The organism is Chroococcidiopsis cubana SAG 39.79, from assembly GCF_003991895.1.
Lineage (GTDB): Bacteria > Cyanobacteriota > Cyanobacteriia > Cyanobacteriales > Chroococcidiopsidaceae > Chroococcidiopsis > Chroococcidiopsis thermalis.
Map to the genome: position 1 here is coordinate 65,030 of NZ_RSCK01000006.1, position 16,563 is coordinate 81,592.

14 protein-coding genes and 1 pseudogene are annotated in these 16,563 nt (G+C 46.6%); 10 read left to right on the top strand and 5 right to left on the bottom strand.

Annotated features, from left to right (window positions below; all coding sequences use genetic code 11):
• The first annotated feature begins 4 nt into the window (after positions 1-4).
• From psaA to psaI, 4 genes are all read left to right on the top strand, one after another.
• Positions 5-2,353 (top strand): photosystem I core protein PsaA, encoded by a 2,349-nt coding sequence (gene psaA, locus DSM107010_RS05885; protein WP_015153100.1) that lies wholly within the window; start codon positions 5-7, stop codon positions 2,351-2,353.
• Between the two features lie 188 nt (positions 2,354-2,541).
• Positions 2,542-4,764: a photosystem I core protein PsaB gene (psaB, locus tag DSM107010_RS05890; protein ID WP_106167242.1), complete on the top strand. Its 2,223-nt coding sequence runs from the start codon at positions 2,542-2,544 to the stop codon at positions 4,762-4,764.
• A gap of 259 nt (positions 4,765-5,023) precedes the next feature.
• On the top strand, positions 5,024-5,575 hold the full coding sequence (locus DSM107010_RS05895) for a photosystem I reaction center subunit XI (protein WP_015153098.1): 552 nt from the start codon (positions 5,024-5,026) through the stop codon (positions 5,573-5,575).
• A 74-nt stretch (positions 5,576-5,649) separates the two neighbouring features.
• Complete coding sequence (psaI, locus tag DSM107010_RS05900) at positions 5,650-5,805, top strand: photosystem I reaction center subunit VIII (protein WP_015153097.1); 156 nt, start codon at positions 5,650-5,652, stop codon at positions 5,803-5,805.
• A 404-nt stretch (positions 5,806-6,209) separates the two neighbouring features.
• On the opposite strand, the gene DSM107010_RS05905 is transcribed toward psaI, so the two are convergent.
• Positions 6,210-6,536 (bottom strand): transposase, encoded by a 327-nt coding sequence (locus DSM107010_RS05905; RefSeq protein WP_127022558.1) that lies wholly within the window; start codon positions 6,534-6,536, stop codon positions 6,210-6,212.
• A 312-nt stretch (positions 6,537-6,848) separates the two neighbouring features.
• Between DSM107010_RS05905 and DSM107010_RS43520 the strand changes: the two are divergent.
• Positions 6,849-7,100 (top strand): annotated as a pseudogene (locus tag DSM107010_RS43520) (IS110 family transposase); the annotation flags it as partial.
• On the opposite strand, the gene DSM107010_RS39430 reads toward DSM107010_RS43520, so the two are convergent.
• The 4 genes from DSM107010_RS39430 to DSM107010_RS05930 all read right to left on the bottom strand — a co-directional run bounded on the left by DSM107010_RS39430 (position 7,097) and on the right by DSM107010_RS05930 (position 12,114).
• Positions 7,097-7,246, bottom strand: coding sequence for a hypothetical protein (locus DSM107010_RS39430; RefSeq protein ID WP_015153096.1), 150 nt, complete (start codon positions 7,244-7,246; stop codon positions 7,097-7,099). The pseudogene DSM107010_RS43520 and the gene DSM107010_RS39430 sit on opposite strands and share 4 nt — an antisense overlap.
• A gap of 70 nt (positions 7,247-7,316) precedes the next feature.
• A complete protein-coding gene (locus tag DSM107010_RS05920; protein WP_127022564.1) occupies positions 7,317-8,447 on the bottom strand; it encodes a CO2 hydration protein in 1,131 nt (376 codons plus the stop codon).
• 184 nt (positions 8,448-8,631) lie between these two features.
• The gene (locus DSM107010_RS05925; RefSeq protein ID WP_127022567.1) at positions 8,632-10,128 is read right to left on the bottom strand and encodes an NADH-quinone oxidoreductase subunit M; all 1,497 of its coding nucleotides are present in this window, start codon (positions 10,126-10,128) and stop codon (positions 8,632-8,634) included.
• A gap of 138 nt (positions 10,129-10,266) precedes the next feature.
• Entirely contained in the window at positions 10,267-12,114 is a 1,848-nt protein-coding gene (locus DSM107010_RS05930) for an NAD(P)H-quinone oxidoreductase subunit F (RefSeq protein WP_015153093.1), read from the bottom strand.
• Between the two features lie 667 nt (positions 12,115-12,781).
• On the opposite strand from DSM107010_RS05930, the gene DSM107010_RS05935 reads away from it, so the two are divergent.
• The 5 genes from DSM107010_RS05935 to DSM107010_RS05955 all read left to right on the top strand — a co-directional run bounded on the left by DSM107010_RS05935 (position 12,782) and on the right by DSM107010_RS05955 (position 16,458).
• Positions 12,782-13,090 carry a carbon dioxide-concentrating mechanism protein CcmK gene (locus DSM107010_RS05935; protein ID WP_015153092.1) on the top strand — a complete coding sequence of 103 codons (309 nt, stop codon included), beginning with the start codon at positions 12,782-12,784 and terminating at the stop codon, positions 13,088-13,090.
• Positions 13,091-13,164: 74 nt separating this feature from the next.
• A complete protein-coding gene (locus DSM107010_RS05940; RefSeq protein ID WP_015153091.1) occupies positions 13,165-13,506 on the top strand; it encodes a carbon dioxide-concentrating mechanism protein CcmK in 342 nt (113 codons plus the stop codon).
• A gap of 6 nt (positions 13,507-13,512) precedes the next feature.
• Positions 13,513-13,827 carry a beta-carboxysome shell vertex protein CcmL gene (locus DSM107010_RS05945; RefSeq protein WP_015153090.1) on the top strand — a complete coding sequence of 105 codons (315 nt, stop codon included), beginning with the start codon at positions 13,513-13,515 and terminating at the stop codon, positions 13,825-13,827.
• 55 nt (positions 13,828-13,882) lie between these two features.
• Positions 13,883-15,583 carry a beta-carboxysome scaffolding protein CcmM gene (locus DSM107010_RS05950; protein ID WP_127022570.1) on the top strand — a complete coding sequence of 567 codons (1,701 nt, stop codon included), beginning with the start codon at positions 13,883-13,885 and terminating at the stop codon, positions 15,581-15,583.
• A 242-nt stretch (positions 15,584-15,825) separates the two neighbouring features.
• Positions 15,826-16,458 (top strand): beta-carboxysome scaffolding protein CcmN, encoded by a 633-nt coding sequence (locus DSM107010_RS05955; protein ID WP_015153088.1) that lies wholly within the window; start codon positions 15,826-15,828, stop codon positions 16,456-16,458.
• Positions 16,459-16,563: the final 105 nt, after the last annotated feature.

Below are 16,563 nucleotides of genomic sequence, written 5' to 3' on the forward strand. Positions count from 1 at the left end.
TTTGATGACAATTACTCCAGAGCGAGAGCAAAAAGTAAGGGTTGTGGTCGATAACGATCCGGTTCCTACCTCACCTGAGTTATGGGCAAAACCAGGACACTTCGATCGCACTCTTGCTAGAGGTCCCAAAACGACTACTTGGATCTGGAACCTCCATGCTAATGCTCACGATTTCGACACTCATACCAGCGATTTAGAAGATATTTCCCGCAAGATTTTCGCTGCCCATTTCGGTCACTTAGCTGTTATATTTATCTGGCTGAGTGGCATGTACTTTCACGGCGCGAAATTCTCCAACTTTGAAGCTTGGATGGCAAATCCAACTGGTGTTAAACCCAGCGCCCAGGTAGTTTGGTCGCTTGTCGGTCAAGATATTTTAAATGCCGATGTTGGTGGTGGCTTCCACGGAATTCAAATCACGTCAGGACTATTTCAACTCTGGCGGGCTGCTGGCATTACTAATACTTTTCAGCTTTACTGTACCGCGATCGGTGGTTTGGTAATGGCAGCGATAATGCTCTTTGCTGGCTGGTTCCACTATCACAAACGCGCTCCCAAATTGGAATGGTTTCAAAATTGGGAAGCGATGATGAACCACCACTTAGCAGGATTGCTAGGCTTGGGTTGCCTGGGTTGGGCAGGGCATCAAATTCACGTTGCTTTGCCCGTTAACAAACTATTGGATGCTGGGGTCGCTATTAAAGATATTCCCCTGCCTCACGAATTCATTTTGAATACAAGCTTAATGGCAGAGTTATATCCCAGCTTTGCCAAAGGTTTAGTACCCTTCTTTACCCTGCAATGGGGACAATATGCCGATTTCCTTACCTTTAAAGGTGGTCTGAATCCGGTCACGGGTGGTCTGTGGTTGTCAGATACCGCTCACCATCATTTAGCGCTTGCGGTGCTGTTCATCGTTGCCGGACACTTCTACCGCACTAACTGGGGTATCGGTCACAGTTTCAAAGAAATGTTGGATGATGCCAAATCTCCCAACATGCTGCCATTTTTAAACTTTATCGGTCCCGTGGGTCATGAGGGACTCGATAAAATCTTCGAGACTTCTTGGCACGCTAATCTATCTATCCACTTAGTACAGTTTGGAACGGCTAGCCTACTGGTGGCGCACCACATGTATGCTATGCCTCCCTATCCCTACCTAGCAACAGATTACGCTACTGCCCTGTCTCTATTTACTCACCACGTCTGGATTGCCGGATTCTGTATCGTCGGTGGCGCAGCCCACGCAGCTATTTTCATGGTACGGGACTACGATCCAGCCCATCACGTCAACAACATATTAGATCGAACCCTCCGTCACCGCGATGTCATTATTTCTCACCTCGCTTGGGTTTGTCAGTTTTTAGGCTTTCATAGCTTTGCTATGTACTGCCACAACGACACCATGCGAGCTTTCGGTCGTCCCCAAGATATGTTCTCAGATACGGGAATTCAGCTACAACCAATTTTTGCCCAGTGGATTCAGCACATCCACACCGCAGCCGTGGGAGCGGCGCAGGTGGCTCAACCCTTGGGTGATGTCTTTGGTGGCGTGCGGGGAATCGAACTCTCAGGACTCGGTACGACAGCTCCAGGCATCGGCGCACCCGTCAGCTACGCTTGGGGTGGTGGTATGGTTGCAGTTGGTGGTAAAGTCGCCATGATGCCGATCGCACTGGGTACGGCAGACTTCTTGATCCACCACATCCACGCTTTTACAATTCACGTCACGGTACTCGTACTATTTAAGGGCGTACTATTTGCCCGTGGTTCGCGTTTGGTTCCAGATAAAGCAAACTTGGGCTTCCGCTTCCCTTGTGATGGTCCAGGACGCGGTGGTACGTGTCAGGTATCGGCTTGGGATCACGTCTTCCTGGGTCTATTCTGGATGTACAACTCGCTGTCAATGGTAGTTTTCCACTTTAGTTGGAAGATGCAATCAGATGTTTGGGGAACGGTCGATTCAGATGGCATTGTCACGCACTTGACCGGAGGTAACTTTGCTACCTCGTCGATTACCAATAACGGGTGGCTGCGCGATTTCCTCTGGGCGCAATCGGCACAGGTGATTCAGTCTTACAACTCATCCCTGTCTGCCTACGGTCTGATGTTCCTAGCCGGACACTTCATTTTTGGCTTTAGCCTCATGTTCCTGTTCAGCGGTCGGGGCTACTGGCAAGAACTGATCGAATCGATCGTTTGGGCGCACAACAAATTAAAAGTTGCCCCAGCAATTCAGCCGCGTGCTTTGAGCATCGTCCACGGTCGAGCTGTTGGTGTCGCTCACTACCTCTTAGGAGGAATTGTGACAACCTGGGCATTCTTCCTCGCTCGCATGTCGGCAATTGGTTAGTGGTAATGGGTAATGGGTAATGAGAAGACGTAGGGGCGGGTTTTGACCAAAAATTTTCACTTAAGGTTGTCAACCTATTTGCGCGCACCCGCCCGTACAAAAATCAAAAGTCGAAATCAAACAACTACCAACTACCAATTACCAATTACCAATTACCAATCAAATAAATTTGAACCGAAACAAAGAATATGGCTACAAAATTTCCAAAATTTAGCCAAGACCTTGCTCAAGACCCTACGACCCGTCGTATTTGGTATGCGATGGCGACTGCTCACGATTTTGAACTCCACGATGGCATGACGGAGGAGAATCTTTATCAAAAGATTTTTGCTTCTCACTTCGGTCATTTGGCGATTATCTTTCTGTGGGCATCGGGGGTTTTGTTTCACGTCGCTTGGCAAGGCAATTTCGAGCAGTGGATTAAAGACCCTTTAAATGTGCGTCCGATCGCCCATGCGATTTGGGATGCTCAATTTGGTCCACCCGCGATCGAGGCTTTAACGAGAGCCGGAGCAACTAACCCAGTCGATATCTGCTATTCCGGTGTTTATCACTGGTGGTACACGATCGGGATGCGGACGAACAACGAACTTTATGTTGGTGCGATCTTCTTACTTTTACTCGCAGCTTTGTTCTTGTTTGCTGGTTGGTTGCACCTCCAACCTCGATATCGTCCTACTCTCGGTTGGTTCAAAAGTGCCGAACCACGTTTGAATCATCACCTAGCTGGTTTGTTCGGTGTCAGTTCCCTAGCTTGGGCGGCTCACTTAATTCACGTTGCAATTCCCGAATCTCGCGGGCAACATGTGGGTTGGGATAACTTCTTGTTTACCCCGCCGCATCCAGCGGGTTTGGGTGCGTTCTTTACAGGAAATTGGAGCGCTTACGCCCAGAATCCCGATACGGCTCAACATGTGTTTAACAGTTCTCAAGGTGCAGGAACGGCAATTCTGACGTTTTTGGGCGGTTTTCATCCTCAAACTCAATCTTTATGGTTGACGGATATGGCGCATCACCACGTGGCGATCGCCGTCTTGTTCATAATTGCCGGACACATGTACCGTACCAACTGGGGGATCGGTCACAGCATCAAAGAGATGCTGAACTCCAAATCTTTCTTTGGGGCAAAGGTTGAAGGTCCTTTCAACTTACCGCACCAAGGATTGTACGACACGATCAATAATTCGCTTCACTTCCAACTGTCTTTTGCTTTAGCTGCTTTGGGTGTAGCAAGTTCTTTGACAGCACAGCATATGTATTCGATGCCACCCTACGCTTTCATCGGGCAGGACTTCACGACTCAAGCAGCACTGTATACCCATCATCAGTACATTGCTGGGTTTTTGATGGTAGGGGCATTTTCCCATGCTGGTATCTTTTGGATCAGAGACTACGATCCAGAACAAAACAAGGGTAATGTCCTAGATCGGATGCTGCGTCACAAAGAAGCGATTATTTCCCACTTGTCTTGGGTGTCTCTTTTCCTGGGTTTCCACACTCTAGGCTTATACGTCCACAACGATGTAGAAGTTGCCTTTGGTGCGGCAGAAAAGCAAGTGCTGATCGAACCAGTGTTCGCTCAGTTTATCCAAGCAGCTCATGGTAAGGCGTTATACGGGTTTAATACGCTGTTATCAAACCCAGATAGTATTGCTTCTACAGCTTGGCCCAACCATGCTAATGTTTGGCTACCGGGATGGTTAGATGCGGTCAATAACACGACGAACTCCTTGTTTTTGACGATTGGACCTGGAGACTTCTACGTTCACCACGCGATCGCCCTTGGTTTGCACGTCACCACTTTAGTTCTGGTCAAAGGTGCCTTAGATGCTCGCGGTTCCAAGCTGATGCCCGACAAAAAAGACTTCGGCTATGCCTTCCCCTGCGATGGTCCCGGTCGCGGTGGTACTTGCGATATCTCTGCATGGGACGCTTCTTATTTAGCCGTGTTCTGGATGCTCAATACTTTGGGTTGGGTCACTTTCTATTGGCACTGGAAACATTTAGCAATTTGGGAAGGGAATATAGCTCAATTTAATGAGTCTTCCACCTATCTCATGGGTTGGTTCCGAGATTACCTCTGGTTGCATTCTGCTCAGTTGATTAATGGTTACAATCCATACGGTACGAATAGTCTAGCTATTTGGTCGTGGATGTTTCTCTGGGGTCACCTGGCTTGGGCTGTGAGTTTCATGTTCTTAATTACTTGGCGGGGTTATTGGCAAGAATTGATTGAAACTCTGGTCTGGGCGCACGAAAAAACACCATTATCTTTCGGATATTGGAGAGATAAGCCTGTAGCATTATCTATCGTTCAAGCTCGTCTAGTTGGCTTGACTCACTTCACCGTTGGCTATATTGCTACCTATGGTGCTTTCTTGATTGCGTCAACGGCTGGAAAATTTGGCTAGCCTAGAGCAAAAATTTTAGGGCAGATTCTACAAGAAATACATTTGTTGTTTCTGCCCTAGAAATTGGCTTTATCAGTTGCGAATTTAGACTCTCCTCTCCCGGTGGACGTACCAGGAGAGTTCTTTGAAAACCATGAGTTAATGCTTTCTATATTCGCGTTTATCTGCGTTACAACTCATAAAAAAATGCTTATTTGAGAAGTCGCACATAAGAAGCAAGATCGGAGGATCGACAACTTTAATTAGGAGAAAATCAAAAATGACTAATACTGCAAATCCATCTGTAGAATCAAAATTGAACTATAGGCTCGATACCGATCCCGTTCAACCCTATAAAGGAGATCCGTTTAACAGTAATTTCTCTACAGCTATTACCGATTCTCCCTTAGCTAGAGCTTTTATTAACAATCTTCCTGCCTATCGCAAAGGACTCACTCCTTTTATGCGTGGTTTAGAAATTGGCATGGCTCACGGCTATTTTCTAGTGGGACCAGAGGTTGTGGTTGGACCATTACGAGAGACAGCTCATGGTGCTAATTTAAGTGGATTGATTACAGCAATATATATAGCTGTATCAGCTTGTTTGGGAATTTCTATTTTTGCAATCACGACCTTCCAAGGCGATCCTAGAGGTGCTTATGGCTCTACTTCTAAAGATTCACTCAGACCGTTACGCAATCGCGATGAATGGTATCAATTAAATGGTGGAATTTTTCTAGGAGCAATGGGAGGAGCTGTATTTGCTTATTTACTACTAGAAAACTTCGATGCTCTAGACTCAATTTTGCGGGGTGGGGTTAATGTTAATTAGTGCGGAGGTAGGCATTGCCCATCCTACACACCTTATCAATTACCAATTGCCAATAAAAACTGGAGAATAGCATCATGGTAGATATGACACAATTAACAGGGTCTTATGCTGCTTCGTGGTTGCCTTGGATTATGATTCCTTTAATATTTTATATTTTGCCGTTTCCAGTATTTGCCCTAATATTTATTTGGATTGAAAAAGAAGCAGGAACGGCTGACGAAGAAGTATGATTGCAAGGAGAGAGAAAACTAATATATCTCGGTTTGTGAGGCAAAGAGCTGGAGTATCCTCTCTAATCTCTCTTATAAAAGAGGCAAGAAACCCTGTCAGTTCTATTTGCTTTACAAATTTTTTCCTGTAGAGACGTTACATGTAACGTCTCTACAGGAAAACCAATTTTTAGTTATCTTTCTTCTGTCACACTAGCAGAATAAAAGTAGAAGTTAAGCGGAATTTAGCTGAACATAAGTAATTGGGGCAGTATGGAAGTCATTCATATAAGCCATCAGTTTGAAGAAGCCACGTTTAAGTTCTGGAATCGGAAAAACTTGCAAGAACCTATCCCACTAACTTGGGAAACCAGATGTAGGATGTGGCGAGGAGAAAGAAAGCATCAAAACACACTTTCAGGCGTTCAAGCTCGAACAACGAGTCTTCTATACTTGCGTTGAAACCAGGAGAAAGAGCGCTCCTGTTGATAGCGCGGTACAACTTCCTTGATTGGTCTGCCCTTGGGCTTTTTCCCTCCCAGATGCCGTTTTTTGATTTGTGGTCGGATGCCTTTAGTCCGAAGTCTCTTACGCAACCATCTAGCATCGTATCCTTTGTCCGCGGCAAGAGTTTTAGGGCGACGCTTAGGATTACCTCGTTTGCCTGTCGTTAATTGGATTTGAGCTAGCATCGGTAGGACTTGCTGCCTTTCGTCTCCATTAGCAGCGGTAGTAATTGCTATAAGGGGCATACCGTTGGCATCTGTAATACTGTGGATAAGGAAATACTGTGGATAAGGACACCTTTGCCTTTGTAGCCATAACCTACACCGTCACCTCCACCATTAAGCGGGGGAAAAAGAGCCGCGCCTCGGCTCCGTACTTCCAGTCGATCATTCCCTTTTCCTCTGCCACTGCCAAAATCCGTCTTTTTAGTTTTTCCAGTGTTCCGTCTTCATACCATCGCGCTTTGCCATCGGTGGGCAGAACTCTTTGATGCCCATTGCTCCCCTCGTGGTATGTCGCACCATCGACAAGTAATTAATACGTATAACTGAGTATTCAAAACGTTTTTAGGTGCGTTTTATCGGCGTTTACGTTCTCGACTTGGCTCTCCTAAAGCTATTACTGCTACTGCTCACAAAATTGCGCGGATTTTTTACCAACTTTGGACAACCGGAGCAGATTACACTGATCCTGGCATGGATTATTATGAGCTGCGTTATCGCGAGCGAATGGTCAACAACCTTCACAAAAAAGCCCAGGCTTTTGGTTTTGAGCTTATTCCTCAGCCCTCAGAAAATCTGGTTTCTTAGAAGAGGGATAAGTGTTGTTGGTATTTTTGAGCGATCGCTGTAGCAAATTCGCTCATTTCTCTAGCTTTTTGTTCTGCAATTTTGGCAAGTTCAGTAATTTCAGCTAGTTTAGCTTGCTGTTCTTCAGATAAAGATTCTTGTGTCATACTCAGAAATACAATAAATTGCGATCGCACCCCTCCTCTAACTTAAAGCCATGCGATCGCCTTTTACCCTCTATCTATTTACCTCCAACAAGCGCGAAGTCATAAACCGATCCATCCAATTTTCGAGATAAGCTATATTTGACCGCTGTTCTGACGGATCTTCAGTATTTGCCGGATAAGGCATCAACCCTAAAATTGCGGCTGTGGTGACGCAGAACATTGACTTTTGGAAAGTCATACAAATTTGTACCCGCAAGTCATCTTCTCCACGCTTGGTGCGCCGATAGACTTCATGCAGATATTCGGGTAAGTAATGCCGCATATCCTGCATTAACAGCGTCGGAGGAATGCCAGCACCACCAATTGGTAACGGATCTGCATATAACGCACCATAAGCAAATCGCGCTTGATCGGGGGGAATTTGATGTGCTTGAGCGTTGTAAGAAATTATCCCTTGAAACGGCGTGCCTCGGAAGAAAACTGCCTCTACGTAGGGTACGGCTGTATCGGGAAGGAAAGTTAAACCCGCACTTTTGGGAATAATTTCGTACTGTTTGCCTTTAATTTTCACCGTGTAAGTAATTGGTGTATTGGCATCGGCAACCAAACCATTTAAGATATGCTCGACTACCTGCGGAATAGTTTTGATTTCACCGCGATCGTAGCGATCGCTCAGCTTCAAAAACATATCGCTCATGATGTGCCAAAATTGCCCCAACCCACTGTAATAAGCTTGCTGACGTACCAATTCTGGAAGAAATTCTGGGAAAAGTTGGTTCAAGCCCAAAACCAAAGGATTATTTTTAAACTTTGCCTGAATCGCTGCTGCTGCTCGTTCTTTAAATTCCAGCGTATCTAAATAAGCATCCAAACCGCCGCCACCATGCCAGAACATAGCTTTCATGCAGTATTCAGCGTATTCAAAATTGATGCGATCGTGCCACCAATGACGGAGCAATTTCCTAATAGAAAATTCACCGTTAAAATACTTGAAGAAGGGGAAAAAGACTAAAAACTGATTTTCTGATATATATGTTAAATTCCGCCAGTAGGCATCTAAAACCACACCGTAGCTTTTGAGAATTCCTACAACTTCTAAAACATTTTCAGGAGTATCTGCAAGTAGAGCTTCTCCTGTTTGCAACCTTTGAATGTATTCTGCTAAAGGATGGCTGGTAGGCTTGTTAGTGATGCTGACCATATCAGGTATTAGTTAATCAGTTATCAGTTATCAGACATGAAATGCAACGTCTGTACAAAGAGCTTGGTAAGTGTTTTTTTGATAAAACAAGACTTTATTTTTTATTGTTTCACACATTGGTTAGCAAAATCTGCCCCTACAGGTGTGAATCTCAATAGTAGGGACAGATTTTATTCAAACCAATTTACAATTGCGGATTCTTGACTGCGAGATGAGCGATCGCCTCTACATTATTTACCATAGCTGTAGTTGTCCGTTCGCTCCACCGTGCCATCCAACTCGGTTGAATTCCCAACACGACGATCAGTATTGCTAACGCGATCGCGGGGATGCGATCTGACCAGTAAACTTTAGGTAAATTCTCAACCTGGGGCGATAGCCGTCCGAAAAAGGCGCGGTTTACCAAGAGTAAGAAATATACCGCAGTCAAACCAGTCCCCACCATACTGAGGAGAGTTTGGGTAGGGAAGACGGGAAAACTGCCGCGAAACACGAGAAACTCTGCCACAAATCCTACCATACCAGGAATTCCAGCGCTTGCCATTACGCCTAAAATCATCAAGCTGCCAATGACAGGTAAACCTCGTTCGGGGTTGAGTAGTCCTCTTAACACTTGAGTATCGCGACTACCCGCTTTTTCGTAAACGACTCCCACCAGCAGAAACAGGAGTGCTGAAATTAAACCATGACTGAGCATTTGCAATACTGTCGCCAAAATACTCAAAGGTGTCGCTGCCGCTGCTGCCAGTAACACGTATCCCATGTGACCGATAGAGCTATAGGCTACCATCTTTTTCATATCAGTTTGGGCGATCGCGCAGGAAGCCCCATACAGCACGCTGACCACTGCCCAAGTTGCCAGCCAAGGGGCAAATGCTGTCCAAGCCTCCGGTAACAAGTCCATGCCAAAGCGCAACAAACCATAAGTTCCCAATTTCAATAATACCCCTGCCAGCAGCACGGAAACGGGTGTAGAAGCCTCGACGTGAGCATCTGGTAGCCAAGTATGGAAAGGAACCAAAGGAATTTTAATCCCGAAGCCGACAACAATTGCCCCTAGTAAAATCAATTGTGCTGTCAACGGTAAACCCAGCGCCGCCGTGCGTAAGGGTTCGTAAGCAAAAGAACCCGTACCGCTTAATAAAACCAAACCCAAAAAGGCAGCTAAAATCAGAATGCCTGAAATTGCCGTATAAATTAGAAACTTCGTCGCTGCATAGCCGCGCCTTGCGCCACCCCAAATCGCAATTAACAAATATAGGGGAATCAGTTCCAGTTCGTAGAACAGAAAGAATAGCAAGAGATCCTGAGATAGGAAAGCTCCAGCAACACCGGTATTGAGTAGCAGAATGAGAGAATAGTAGAATCGCGATCGCGCCACTTGGTTATTGGTGCTGTAAAGTGCAACGCAAGTGAGTAAGCCATTCAACACCAATAATGGGAAAGATAATCCATCTACGCCTAAGCGATAGCTCAAACCCAAAGCATCTATCCAAGGTAGTGCTTCTTGAAACTGAAAAGCACCATCCGCCGGATCGAATCGAAACCCGAGAACAATACTCCAAATAAATGTAGCAGCAGTAACTGCTAGAGCAATATAGCGCGATCGGGTCTCACCTGGAGGCAAAACCCAGATTAGCACCGCACCTAAGACTGGTAAGCAAATGAAAGCACTGAGCATTGGAATTGGGTAATGGGTAATGGGTAATGGGTAATGGGTAATGGGTAAGAGTTGATAGTTAACGGTTAATAGTTGATAGCAAGACGCGATTGACAATACACAATTGCCAACCACCAATTACCAATTACCAATCACCATCTACTGAAAAATGTATCCTAAAGACCAACTGATAATTAAGCCGAGCAGACCGACTCCGAGGAGAATGGTTAGCATATAGGCTTGCGATTGACCGGAGATAGTGTACTTCAAGCTTTGACCGCTAAAGATGGTGACAATGCCAACTAGATTTACTAAGCCATCTAAGATGTAGCGATCGATCCAGGCGGAAATTTTTGAGATCGAATTCACTGCCAAAACAACGGTGACTTTGTAAACCTCATCTACATAGAAATCGTAGCCCAACAAGTCTTGCAAAAATCGCCACTGCAATTGCACGGGTCGCGACCAAGCTTTATGCAGGTATATTGTCGAGCCGATTGCCAGCCCTAATCCACTTGATGCCATTAAGAGAGTAACTGCTTGCCAGTTGATGTTTTCCCAACTCGGTAACAATCCCCACTGCTGTAACATCAACGGAACTAGCAGAGTTACTATTGTCAGCGACACCATAGGTAAAGCCATATGCCACATGACCTCTGGAGCGCGACGAGTTTTTGGCTGCGGGTCGCCCCAGAAGACGAGTCGGAAGACGCGAGTGAGATTGAGTGTCGTTAAACCATTAACTACGAGCAATACGCCGACAACCCAAGGGCTAACTATCCAAAAGCCGTTTGTCCATTGCACCATTGCCCAGAAGCTACCCAAAGGGATGAGCGTCACTAGTCCGGCTGCGCCGACGACAAAAGCCGTTGTGGTGGCAGGCATCCGCGACCACAAACCTCCCATTTCCGTTAAATCTTGGGTGTGCGTGGTGGCAATGATCGAGCCTGCACTCATAAATAGTAATGCCTTGGCGATCGCGTGGGTAAATAGCAACATCAGCGCTACGCCACCCTGTTGCAAACCTACCGATAAAAAGACCAGTCCCATGTAGGCGCTAGTGGAATGGGACAGCGCCCGCTTAATATCAATTTGGGCGATCGAAACTAACGATGCTCCTACTGCCGTCATCGTGCCGAGAATGACCAAAGCTTGAGATGCCACAGGTGACAGCGCTAATATGGGCTGCAATTTATACAAAACATACGCACCACCTGATACCACCATCGAGTTTCGCAGCACGGAAGCGGGGTTAGGACCTTCCATTGCTTCGTCTAACCACAAATGCAAAGGAAATTGAGCGCACTTTCCTGCTGGGGCGGCAATTAAAGCTATGCCTAGTAGTGTTGATGTTAAAGGCGATAGTTGAGCTGTCTGCGCCCACTCGTATAAATCGGAGAAGTTGAGGCTGCCTGCAAAGGAGGCAAGGGTAACAACACCCATTAGCAGCAGTATGTCCCCTACTCTTTTGGTTAAGAAGGCATCCCTTGCTGCCGTCACTACCAATGGCTGAGCATACCAAAAGCCTACCAGTAAGTAGGTAGAAAGCGTCAGCATTTCCAATAGAGCGTAACTGAGGATCAATGAATCGCTCAAGGCTAAGCCCGATAGCGCTGCCTCAAAAAATCCGAACAAAGCAAAAAACCGTGCTATGGCATAATCTTTCTCCATGTACCCCAAGGCATAAACTTGTGCTAGCAGACTCAAACCAGTAATTAAAACTGCTGCACCAAGGGTGACTGGCGACACGTCCAACGCAAAAGATAAATCTAAGTCGGCAGCTTTGAACCAGGTAAAGAGAAAGCTCTGTGGCTCTTGATTCCACATATCCCTCAAGAGGATAACGCTGTGGATAAAAGCTACCACCGTCATTAATAAGTTTAGATAAGCGGCAGGTCTTGGTCCAGTGCGACGCACTATCCCCATTGCCCAAGGTAAGGTGAGGACTGCACCAATCAAGCCGTAGAAGGGAACCCACCAACTATTTATGAATAAAAACTGCGTCATTTGCAATTTTCCTACTTATTTGCAACTAAAAAAATTTTATTTGGGAGCAATTCTAGTTTTCTCAGTAGAGACGTTTGAAGTTTTTTAATTTCTGTTTGTCAATCTCGTTCGGACTATTTTTGTTCTCTGAATGTTTTTGTTATTAATAGTTTTTCCTTACAAAATGTAGCCGGGTAAGTATTTTCTCAAATGATTTGCACTCTTGCCAAATTTCACTCTTTGTATTACTCGTGCAAAACTGATTTAGCTTGAGTGTAGGCAATTATAGCACCCAAGCAGGCGAGATTTCGTCGGTCAGTGGCGATCGGTCAGTAAAAACTCCTAAACCCATCAGACGTGACCTTCGGCAATCGCTCTAGAGGCTGAAGTTGCCGAGTTATAAGTTTGCTTTATCTAAATGTAATTAAAAAATTATAAAACAAAAGTAGAATAGCGATAAACAGGGGCGGTTTAGATGTCAGATCGAGCGGAAAATACACCGTTAAGTTTTTTTAAACATTCTCATTCAAAATTATCATAATGATTTATATTGTCAGGGGAGCAAAGCTTCCCTATGCTTATTTCAGGAAGACTTTTTTCTAATTAAGAATGGGTATTCTCGTCAAAAATTTACTGTCAAACTAAATCCACTAGGTTTACTTACGCGCCATCAAGGAGAAGAGTAAAAATGCCGATCGCGGTTGGAATGATTGAGACCAAGGGCTTTCCCGCAGTTGTTGAAGCAGCAGATGCGATGGTAAAAGCTGCCCGTGTCACTCTAGTGGGTTACGAGAAGATTGGTAGCGCTCGCGTCACGGTGATCGTGCGGGGCGACGTTTCAGAAGTACAAGCTTCGGTTTCCGCTGGCATTGAAGCAGCTAAACGAGTCAATGGTGGTGAAGTTCTCTCCACGCACATCATTGCCCGTCCCCACGAAAACCTCGAATACGTACTGCCAATTCGCTATACCGAGGCTGTAGAACAGTTCCGCACTTAGCCGCGATAAATCCTCAGCTTTCAGTTTTTCAGTTTGATAACCTTACGCTACTTTCAGTTACGGAGTAAAACAAAATGGCAATCGCAGTAGGAATGATTGAAACGTTGGGCTTCCCCGCAGTTGTGGAAGCAGCAGACGCGATGGTAAAAGCAGCTCGCGTCACTCTGGTGGGCTATGAAAAGATCGGTAGCGGTCGAGTCACGGTGATCGTACGAGGCGATGTTTCGGAAGTGCAAGCTTCGGTATCCGCTGGTATAGATTCCGTCAAGCGCGTGAATGGCGGACAGGTCTTGTCTACCCACATCATCGCTCGTCCTCACGAAAACCTAGAATACGTGCTGCCGATTCGTTATACAGAAGCTGTAGAACAGTTCCGCGAGAGCGTCAGCGGTATCCGTCCTTACAACAGACCGTAACCCTGAATGCAAATCGCTCAAGTTCGGGGTACGGTTGTCAGTACCCACAAAGAACCAAGTTTGCGAGGAGCCAAGCTACTGTTGTTGCAATTTATCGATGCTGACGGTCGCCTGCTACCTAAATATGAGGTAGCAGCCGATTGGATAGGTGCTGGTGTAGATGAGTGGGTTTTAGTTAGTCGCGGCAGTGCTGCCCGTCAGATCGACGGCAATCAATCGCGTCCCCTAGATGCATTGGTAGTAGGAATTATCGATACTGTCAGCGTAGACAATCGCAACCTGTACAGCAAAAGAGAGCAAGACCGATCGAGCTTTCCTTAGGCGATCGCGGCAAAATCAATTCATAGCAACAGGATATTTCAGAGGATTTTAACGTATGGTAGCCCGCAGCTATGCTGCCCCGCCTACCCCCTGGTCAAAAAATTTGGCAGAGCCACAGATTGACGAAACTGCATACGTACATTCCTTTTCCAACGTGATTGGGAACGTCCATATCAGTTCTAACGTCCTAATCGCGCCAGGAACTTCAATTCGCGCCGATGAAGGCACTCCTTTTCATATCGGTGCAGGCACGAACGTGCAGGATGGGGTAGTGATTCACGGACTGGAACAAGGTCGCGTGATCGGGGACGATGGCAAACAATATTCGGTATGGGTCGGGAAAAATACTTCCATTACTCATATGGCGTTGATTCACGGACCGGCATACGTAGGAGACGATTGCTTCATCGGCTTTCGTTCCACCGTATTCAACGCCAGAATTGGTAATGGTTGCATTGTCATGATGCACGTTCTGATCCAAGATGTAGAAATCCCGGCTGGGAAGTACGTACCTTCGGGAGCGACGATTACCAACCAACAGCAAGCCGATCGCTTACCCGACGTGCAACAAGTAGATCGAGAGTTTGCGCGTCACGTCATTGGGGTCAATAACGCGCTGCGATCGGGTTATCTTTGTGCTGACGATAAGGCTTGCATCACCCCCATTCGCGACGAGTTGTCACAACCTCAAGCGGATGGGGATAAAGGCGTTAATGGGAGTGCTAGTGGAATCATGGGTAGAAGATTGAATACAGAAGCAGTGGAGCAAGTGCGACACCTATTGTCGCAAGGATACAAAATCGGGACAGAACACGTAGACCAGCGCCGTTTCCGCACTGGGACGTGGAAGAGTTGCACGCCACTCGAACCTCGCTCGGAGTCAGAGGCGATCGCAGCTTTAGAATCTTGTTTGGCAGAACATGAAGGCGAATACGTCCGGTTGTTTGGGATTGACCCCAGACGCAGGCAACGAGTATTAGAAACAATTATTCAAAGACCTAACGGACACGCCTTAATCCAAAGTAACGGCGCGGCGAGAGTTACCGTACCACCAGCTAGTAGCAGCTACCGCAGTAGTGCGGCTAGCAGTGGCAGCTATGGCGGAGGCTCGACAGGCAGCTCCAAACTCGATTCCGAGACCGTAGAGCAAATTCGTGGTTTGCTGGCACAAGGCTATCAAGTTGGGACAGAACACGTAGACCAACGCCGCTTCCGTACCGGTTCTTGGGCTAGCTGCGGCACAATTAACTCTAACCAGGTATCTCAGGTTATTTCAGCCGTGGAAGCCAGCCTCGCTGAGTTTTCAGGGGAGTACGTGCGCTTGATCGGCGTTGACCCCAGACGGAGACAGCGGGTACTAGAAACCATTATTCAGCGTCCCGACGGACCAGTGATTTCTCAGTCAGCAGGTCATTCAGCAGGTCATTCTAACTACGCCTCTGCTCCTTCATATGGTAATGGCAGTAGTTCCAATTCGGGTAGGGTAACGAGTTCTAAGCTGGGGGGCGATATTGTAGACCAAGTACGCCACCTATTGGCAGCTGGGCATACAATTGGCTCGGAACACGTAGACCAACGCCGTTTCCGCACTGGTTCTTGGCAGAGTTGTAGTCCGATTACTACCAGAAATGAGTCAGAGGTAGTGAACGCGCTGGAAACTTGTCTGGCTAACCACCCTGGTGAATACGTCCGGTTGGTCGGGATTGACTCTAAACAAAAACGACGGGTGCTGGAAACGATTATCCAACGTCCATAAGATGAGGGAGTAGGGAGTAGGGAGTAGGGAAAAAGAAGGGGGGCTAGGGGCTAAGGAAGGGCAAGAGGGCAAGAGGACAAGAGGACAAGGGGAAATAACAACATAACTCATTCCCTCACTATCTCCATCACCTTGTCTTCCTCCTCTTCTCCGACTCCCGACTACGCGGTTCCGATGGCGAGGAAACCTCGCCCTCCACCCGCTTCCCGACTCCCGACTCCCGTTCAAAGGATTTAATCTAAATGTCTTTATCGCCACTACACCCAATTGGTAACTTTAATTCGCATATCAGTGGCGAGGTGATAATCGATCGCACGGCAGCGATCGCTCCTGGGGTAGTTTTCCATGCCGACCCAAACAGTAAAATTATTATTGCAGCAGGAGTATGTATTGGCATGGGAGTCGTGCTGCACGCCCATGACGGAAATGTAGAGATCGAGACGGGAGTTAATCTCGGAGCTGGGGTTTTAGTGGTAGGTAAAGCTACAATCGGAGCAAATGCTTGCGTCGGTGCGGCAACGACAGTTTTTAATTGTTCTGTCGCTCCCAAACAAGTGATTCCTCCAGGTTCTTTGCTAGGAGATACCAGCCGTCACTTAACGGTAGATTCTACTGTTGAGGTTGAAGCAGCACCGACACCGCCAACTGATGCAACTCAGCCATCGCCACCAACATCGGCAACACTTGGAGCAACACCTGAGTCTAACGGTCAGATGGCTGGATCGGCACAAAGCCAACTAGAACCAACTCAACCGAGTGGCGATCGCATTGTTTATGGTAAAGCTTCCATCACGCGGTTGATGGCAACGTTGTTTCCCCATAGTCAATCATTGAACCAACCACCACCAGATACTCCTCCATCTCAAGGAACCTAAGTCAAGGCAATTTTAGATTTGGAATTTGGATGGGATTAACTTTATCTGTAAATAGGATGAAGCCGGAAAATGCCCAGACTGACGATTTTAGAATTATTCTGACTT